The 7100-nt window shown below is 64.9% G+C and carries 8 protein-coding genes; 3 read left to right on the top strand and 5 right to left on the bottom strand.

Going from position 1 to position 7100, the window contains the following annotated elements; all coding sequences use genetic code 11:
- The 4 genes from QQM37_RS10440 to QQM37_RS10425 all read right to left on the bottom strand — a co-directional run.
- A partial coding sequence (locus tag QQM37_RS10440) for a gamma-glutamyltransferase (RefSeq protein WP_285727232.1) occupies positions 1-288 on the bottom strand: 288 nt, incomplete at its 3' end.
- A 68-nt stretch (positions 289-356) separates the two neighbouring features.
- Complete coding sequence (gene tgt / locus QQM37_RS10435; protein ID WP_285727230.1) at positions 357-1676, bottom strand: tRNA guanosine(34) transglycosylase Tgt; 1320 nt, start codon at positions 1674-1676, stop codon at positions 357-359.
- Positions 1677-1747: 71 nt separating this feature from the next.
- Positions 1748-2398 (bottom strand): DUF2461 domain-containing protein, encoded by a 651-nt coding sequence (locus tag QQM37_RS10430; protein ID WP_285727228.1) that lies wholly within the window; start codon positions 2396-2398, stop codon positions 1748-1750.
- Positions 2395-2766, bottom strand: coding sequence for a TfoX/Sxy family protein (locus tag QQM37_RS10425; protein WP_285727226.1), 372 nt, complete (start codon positions 2764-2766; stop codon positions 2395-2397). The genes QQM37_RS10430 and QQM37_RS10425 overlap by 4 nt, the downstream gene beginning before the upstream one ends.
- A gap of 185 nt (positions 2767-2951) precedes the next feature.
- Between QQM37_RS10425 and QQM37_RS10420 the strand changes: the two genes are divergently transcribed.
- Genes QQM37_RS10420 through QQM37_RS10410 form a run of 3 tightly spaced genes read left to right on the top strand, consistent with a single transcriptional unit; the run spans position 2952 to position 6299 of the window.
- A complete protein-coding gene (locus QQM37_RS10420; RefSeq protein WP_285727224.1) occupies positions 2952-3935 on the top strand; it encodes an aldo/keto reductase in 984 nt (327 codons plus the stop codon).
- A complete protein-coding gene (locus QQM37_RS10415; RefSeq protein WP_285727221.1) occupies positions 3926-5305 on the top strand; it encodes an MFS transporter in 1380 nt (459 codons plus the stop codon). Before QQM37_RS10420 ends, QQM37_RS10415 begins: the two co-directional genes overlap by 10 nt.
- Before the next feature lie 34 nt (positions 5306-5339).
- Positions 5340-6299, top strand: coding sequence for a helix-turn-helix transcriptional regulator (locus tag QQM37_RS10410; protein ID WP_285727219.1), 960 nt, complete (start codon positions 5340-5342; stop codon positions 6297-6299).
- A 45-nt stretch (positions 6300-6344) separates the two neighbouring features.
- On the opposite strand, the gene QQM37_RS10405 is transcribed toward QQM37_RS10410, so the two are convergent.
- On the bottom strand, positions 6345-6998 hold the full coding sequence (locus tag QQM37_RS10405; RefSeq protein ID WP_285727217.1) for a hypothetical protein: 654 nt from the start codon (positions 6996-6998) through the stop codon (positions 6345-6347).
- Between the last annotated feature and the right edge of the window lie 102 nt (positions 6999-7100).

Below are 7100 nucleotides of genomic sequence, written 5' to 3'. Positions count from 1 at the left end.
TTCCCGGGTGGCGCGTGCGGGCGCGGGTCCCTGACCCATGAGCACCTGGGGAACCGGGTCTGCAGCGGTGGTGAAGATGCCGACCAGATCGCCGCCGGGGCCGTTGAGGTGAGGCTCCACGACGTGCAGGACGAAGCCTGCTGCCACGGCGGCATCGAACCCGTTCCCGCCGCGCTCCAGTACCGACTGCGCGGTGGCACTGGCCAGCCAGTGCGTGGTGGCGGCCATGCCGAAGGTGCCGAGCAGTGTGGGGCGGGACGTGAAGGCTGGCGGGGTGGTGAAGGGCATGGATTTAATCTATCCCTCCCGTTCCAACGTGTCCCCTTGTGCGTGACGCACGTTGGGATAGGGACGGTTCAGGAGGCGTAATAGTTGCCGAGGACCTCGGCCTTGAGGTCGAAGAACGTTCCGTCCTCGATGGCCTTCCGGGCGTCATCGACCAGTTTCACGGTGAACCGCTCATTGTGGATCGAGATCAGCGTTGCGGAGACCATTTCCTTGGCCTTGTAGAGGTGGTGGATGTAGGCGCGCGAGTAGTTGGCGCAGGCATAGCAGTCACAGCCTTCCACCAGCGGGCCGAAGTCCCGCTTGTACCGGGCGTTGGACAGGTTCTTGCGGCCGTGCGGAGTGTAAAACGCCGAATTGCGGGCCACCCGGGTGGGAGAGACGCAGTCGAAGGTGTCCGCACCGTTTTCGATGGCGGTGAACAGATCATCCGGCTCCGAGATGCCCAGCAGGTGCCGGGGCTTGTTCTCCGGCAGTTCCTCCGCACACCAGCCGATGATCGTGCCCAGGATCTCCTTCTCCAGGGCGCCGCCGAGGCCGAAGCCGTCAAACGAGCGCCCCTCCTGGGACGAATCGCCTCCGGGCACCGTCATCGAGCCCAGATCCCGGCAGGCCTTCCGGCGTAAATCCTCAAACTGCGCACCCTGGATCACCCCGAAAAGAGCCTGATACGGTTTGCTGGACCGCTCCACCGTGAGCCGCTCATGCTCCACCAGGCAACGCTCCGCCCAGAGCCGCGTGCGCTCCAGCGCATCCTCCTGGTAGCCCCGCGAATTGTGCAGGGTGGTCAACTCATCGAAGGCGAACATCACGTCCGCGCCGAGCTGATGCTGCACTTGCATGGACACCTCGGGGGTGAAGCGATGCCGCGACCCATCCAGATGGGATTTGAACCAGACGCCGTCGTCATCGATATGCGCCAGCCGCTCCTTGCCCGGGGCGACCCGGTCATCCGCGCCGGGGGCTTCGGCATCGGACGTCACGCCCGCCATGTCGATGACCTTCTTGAAGCCGGACCCCAGGCTCATGACCTGGAACCCGCCCGAATCCGTGTAGGTGGGTCCGGGCCAGTTCATGAAGGCGCCCAGACCGCCCGCCTCATCCACGATCTCCGGCCCCGGCTGTAGGTACAGGTGATAGGCATTGGCCAGCAACGCCTGGACGCCGAGCTCGGCCATGGACTCCGGGAGAACGGCCTTGACCGAGGCCTTGGTGCCAACGCCGATGAAGGCCGGTGTCTGGATCTGGCCGTGCGGCGTGGTGAGGGTGCCGGTCCGGCCCATGAACTCGCCTCCAGCGGGACGTTCCGCAGCATGTTCGGCAGGGCGGGCGGGCGATGACGGAGAGGTGTCGCTCAGGCGCGCACCGACGGTAAAACCAAATTCAGACACCAGAGCATTGTTTCAGTTTTCTGGCGGGCACGACTCCCCACCTGTGGCGCACACCCGCGTGTGGGCTGCGCTCAGCGTCGGCGCTCCACCGTGCTGGCACCAACGTTGTCATCAAGCCAGGCCACGAGTGGCTGGGCAGCGCGGAGCACGCCCGTGATGCGCTGCTCCGCCTCCGCCGTGTGAATCCACGGCTCGGAGGCGGCCCACTGCTTCCACGCAGCGAGGTCCTTGTTCCGCAGCAGCTCAATGCGCGGGTGACCCTTCGCGAAGCCGCGGGGTGCGGTTGCCAACCGGTCGCGCGCGATGACGTCGAGTCCTTCCGAGGCAAGCGCAGCGATGGCCTCCTCGAGCTGCGGGCCCGTGACGTCATCGGCGATAGCGGAGCGCATCCGGGCGAGCTGATCGGGAGCCATGAGGTGGAGTCCGGCACCGACGCCAATTCCACGCGCCGAGAACTCAACATATCCCCGCCCGAGCATCGCGCCGATGGCCGTCTTGTAGGGCGACTTGTCCGCACTGAAGCGGATATCGCGGTTCGGGCGGAAGATCCTGCCCCCGCCGAATTCCTCGCCCACATCGCTCAGCAGGGCTTCCATCGGCGCCAGAACCTCGGCATCGTAGAGGTGCCGGTGCTCAGACCAGTACGCCTTGGAATTGTCGGCTTCGAGGCCCTCATAGAACTCGACGGCGGCCACCGACCAGCCGGCGAACCGCGAGGTCACGGCGTGGTCTTCTTCCGGGGCTTGGGCTGCTTCGCTGGGAGGTGGCCCACCTGTTCAAGCGCGATGCCGATCCACTCCGCGGCGAGACCCGGCGCCTGACGCCAGTCCGCCGGGAGCGAGGTGTAGCCACCCATCGCGCGCTCCGCTGGGCCGAAGGCACCGGTGCCCGGGATCGCGGAGAGCTCTGCCTGAAGGGTTTCGTCGAGAACGCGGACGCCGATGCTCTCGCCGAACATGCCCGCAAACATATTGCCGTTCACAAAGGCACCCAGGTTGCCAAACATCGGCTTCACGACGACGCCAGGAGCGTCCGGGATGATCGAGCGGAAAAACTCTTTGCCCTCTTCTGAGGGCCGAGGAATATCCATGGGTCAGTTATCTCACAGTCGGGCCCGGCGCGGGAGGGGTGCGGCAGCAGCGACGTCGGTGGGGTCAGGCGCAAGCGGGTTAACGGCAGGGCCTCTCTGCGCTGCGGCGGATGGGCGTAGCGTTGACGAGGAGAAATGTCTGCGGGGTTGACCGCAGAACAGCTAAGAGCAGGCAGGAGACGCTGATGGACTATCGGGTTGTTGGACGGACGGGCGTGAAGGTCTCCCCACTGGTGCTGGGGACGATGTCCTTCGGCGCCGAGGCGGATGAGGCCGAATCCCTGGAGATGTATCAGGCAGCCCGCGAGCGGGGAATCAACTTCTTCGACACCGCCAATGTGTATTCAGGCGGGGTCTCGGAGCAGTGGTTGGGCACGTTTATGGCCAGTGAGCGCGATGACGTGGTGATCTCCTCCAAAGGCGGCTTCCCGATGGGCGAGGACGTCAACACGCAGGGACTCTCACGCCGTCACCTGGTGCAGGCCGTCGAGAACAGTCTGCGACGCCTGGGGACCGATCGGATCGACTTCTACTTTGTGCATACTTTTGACCCGGACACGCCCATCGAAGAGACGTTGCGCGCACTTGACGACCTGCAGCGTGCCGGCAAGATCCTCTACCCGGCGGTGAGCAATTGGGCGGCCTGGCAGATCGCCCTGAGCCTGGGCATCTCTGCGCGGGAATCGCTGGCTCGTTTCGAGCTGATCCAGCCGATGTACAACCTGGTCAAGCGGCAGGCCGAGGTGGAGATTCTGCCGCTGGCCCAGGCGGAAAACCTGGGGGTGATCAGCTACAGCCCGCTCGGAGGAGGCCTGCTGAGCGGTAAATACCGGGGCGGCTCCCGCCCGGAGCAGGGGCGCCTGGTGGAGAATGCCCGCTATAGCGACCGCTACGGCCGGGAGCAGGATCTGACCACCGCAGAGCGTTTTGCGGCCTTTGCGGCCGATGCCGAGGTCTCCCCCGTGACGCTCGCCGTCGCCTGGGCGATGGCGCAGCCCGGTGTGACGGCCCCGATCATCGCGGGCCGGAATCTGGGTCAGCTGGAAGCCTCGCTGGCCGCTCTGGACTTTGAGATGCGGCCAGGGCTCCGGGCGGAGATCAGTGCGCTCTCTGTTACTCCTGCGCCAGCGACGGATCGCGCGGAGGTGCTGACCGGCAGATGGGGCTGAATCAGGCTGCGGAGGCGGAGACTCGTCGGTCAGCTCAGAACCCGCGCTCGTCGGTCACGCTCGCCCTGTGCTCCCTGGGTTTCTTCCTGATCACCCTGGACATCCTGATCGTCAACCTGGCGCTCACACAGATCTCAGCCGAGCTGGGCGGCGGTCCGGCGGCTCAGCAATGGGTGATTGACAGCTACACTCTGATGTTCGCGGCTTTGCTGCTGTTCTCAGGGAATCTCTCCGACCGGATCGGCGCCAAAAAGGCCTTTGGCTGGGGTGTGGCCCTCTTCCTTCTCGCCTCATTGGCCTGCGCAGCGGCCCCCGGAATCCTGATCCTCATCGGCGCCCGTGCCCTTCAGGGTGCAGGCGCATCACTGATGCTCCCGGCTTCCATGGCCTTGATCCGTGAGGCATTTCCGGAGGCGAACCGCAGGGCCCATGCGCTGGGAATCTGGGCTGTGGGTGGAGCGGTGGCGGGAGCTGTGGGGCCGCTTCTGGGCGGACTTCTGGTCACGGTGAACTGGCGGCTGGTTTTCGCGATCAATCTTCCGGTGTGCCTGGCCATGCTGGTGATGCTCCGAGTCGTCACGCCCTCGGTTCGCCGCCCGGTACCGTTCGACTGGGCAGGGCAGCTGACCTCCGTCATCGCGCTCGGTGCCCTGCTTAACGGGCTGATCTCTGGCGGAAGCGAGGGGTTTGGCGCTCCGTTGGCCTGGATCAGCCTGGTGCTGGCCGGGATTTTCCTGACGGCGTTTCTGCTCCTGCAGGTAAGGGTCCAGCACCCGATGATGCCGCTGGAGTTGTTCCGGCCGGTGGGCATGCGGATCTCGCTGCTAGCCGGATTTTCTTTCATGGTCTCCAACTTCGGGCTGGTCTTTGTCGCCAGCCTCTTCCTGCAACAGCACCTGGGGCTCCCGCCACTGCAGGCCGGGCTGGTCTTCCTGCCGTCATCGGCCTTCGCGATCCTGGCCAATATGTTCAGCGGCCGGCTGACGAACCGCTTCAGTGCGCGGGTGCCCGTGGTCCTGGGGCTCTCCTGTATGGGCGTAGGGCTTGTCGCGATGGCGTTGACGGCGTCGCTGGGTCAGCCGGTGCTGGTGGCAGTGCTGATGATCCTGACAAGTTCCGGTGGCGCGATGGCGATGCCGCAGGTCACTGCGGTGGTCCTGGCCAGCGTCCCCGCGGCGCAGGCGGGGACTGCCAGCGCGGTGTTCAACACCTTCCGCCAGATGGGTGGGGCGGTGGCGATTGCCGTATTCGGAGCTCTGCTGGCGGGCGCGGCGACTTTCGTTCAGGGTCTGCAGCTCAGCTTTGGGATCGCCGCTGCACTGCTCTTCCTCTCCGTGCTGGCTGCCCGGAAGATCAGACCAGCGCACTGACACTAAGGAAGGAGCCCGGCGTACCGTGGACAGCATGAACACCCGTGACGAAGTGCGTGAGTTCCTCACGACCCGCCGGGCCAAAGTCAGCCCGACGGACAGCGGCCTGCCGGACTATGGCGGCATCCGCCGGGTTCCCGGCCTGCGTCGCCAGGAGGTCGCGATGCTGGCCCGGGTCAGCGTCGAGTATTACACCCGCCTGGAACGCGGCAACCTGGCCGGCGTCTCGGACCAGGTGCTGGCGTCGCTGGCCCGGGCACTGCAGCTCGATGCCGCCGAAGAGGAACACCTCCAGAACCTGGCCCACGCTGCCAGCTCACGGCCGACGACGGCGCAACGAGCCGCTGCAGGTGCGCGGGCTGGCGCGCGGAAAATGGCATCCGTCCGTCCGAGCATCCAGCGCATGCTCGATGCCCTGGTGGGGGTTCCAGCCTTTGTGCGGAACGGGCGGCTGGACATCCTGGCCATCAACCCTCTGGGCAGGGCCTTGTACTCGGAGCTTTACGATTCGGGTCTGGGCAACTCGGGTCTGGTCCAGCCGAACCTGGCGCGCTTCTGCTTTCTGGATCCGCGGGCCCGCATTTCCTTCCCGCACTGGCAACGGACAGCGGCCACGAACGTCGCGCTGCTGCACATTGAGGCTGGGCGGGACCCGGACGATCTGGAACTCAGGGCTCTGGTCGGGGAGCTTTCCACCCGCTCGCAGGAATTCCGCTCGCTCTGGGCGCAGCGGAACGTGCGCCACCACCGGGCAGGTTCCAAAATCCTTCATCACCCCGTGGTGGGGGAGCTGGAGCTGGATTTCGACGCGTTCGCCCTGCCGGATCAGCCCGGCTGGACGCTGACCACGTACAGCGCATCGCCCGGCAGCGATTCGGAAGAACGGCTACAGTTGCTGGCCAGCTGGGCGGCCAGCTCTGTGGGCCAGCTCAGTGACGGTGTGATCCCCGCCGCGACCGCTCAGTGTCCTCAGGAGCCGCTGACCCCCGCATAAGCCAAGGCCATGCGCACCAACTCGCCGCGGCCGCCAGAACCTCAATTAGGAAGTACCGCAGGAGGCTCCTATCACTTCGTCGTAGGCCGCGGCGTTGTATGAGGTTCCTCCAACAAGGAGGGATCCGTAGGTTTCGGTGTGGAAATCGGTGGTATTGCCATTGACGCAATTGAAGGTGTAATAGTCATCGAATGACTCTGCGGGCGGCGAGTAGGCGTTTCGTTCTGCGACCACGTTGTGCCAGTTGAGCCATGCCCAGAATCCCATCCAAGAATCCATCTCACCCGAATCAAACCCAAAGAGGCAAGAGGTAAGGCTGCTGGAGACCATGACACCACCACCCTCGTACAGTACGACGGAGAGGCTGCAGCCAGAAGGGTAAAGCATCGGCTGCACGCTGGTGCCAATCAGCGCGTTGTTTCCGGCCGACGGGGGTTTCCCAGGAGCGTGGGTCCCAGCAGTGTAGGGGACCGTATGCCCAGACACGATATGGCCACCGTTGGCCCGGATTTTCGCGACCCACGCAACGACATGCGGATCTTTGAGATCCAATGGGTTGGTGTTGGCTCCAGCGCCAGGCGAACCAGTGTGTTGGCTGGGGGTTGGCGCGGACGAGGCTGCAATTGCTGGCGTCGACAAGGGTAGAAGTCCCAGGGCAATAACCGTGAATGCAATGAGGAGATTTCGGGCGATTTTCATTTGCAGCCCTTCACATCGAAGTGTGGTGTGGGGCTTTCCGGAAGCTCAGACATGCCCCGGCTATGGGCGTACGCCTTTGATGTGATTTAAACTAGACCATAA

This window comes from Psychromicrobium xiongbiense, from assembly GCF_030271165.1.
GTDB lineage: Bacteria > Actinomycetota > Actinomycetes > Actinomycetales > Micrococcaceae > Renibacterium > Renibacterium xiongbiense.
This window is presented reverse-complemented; position numbering and strand designations above follow the sequence as displayed.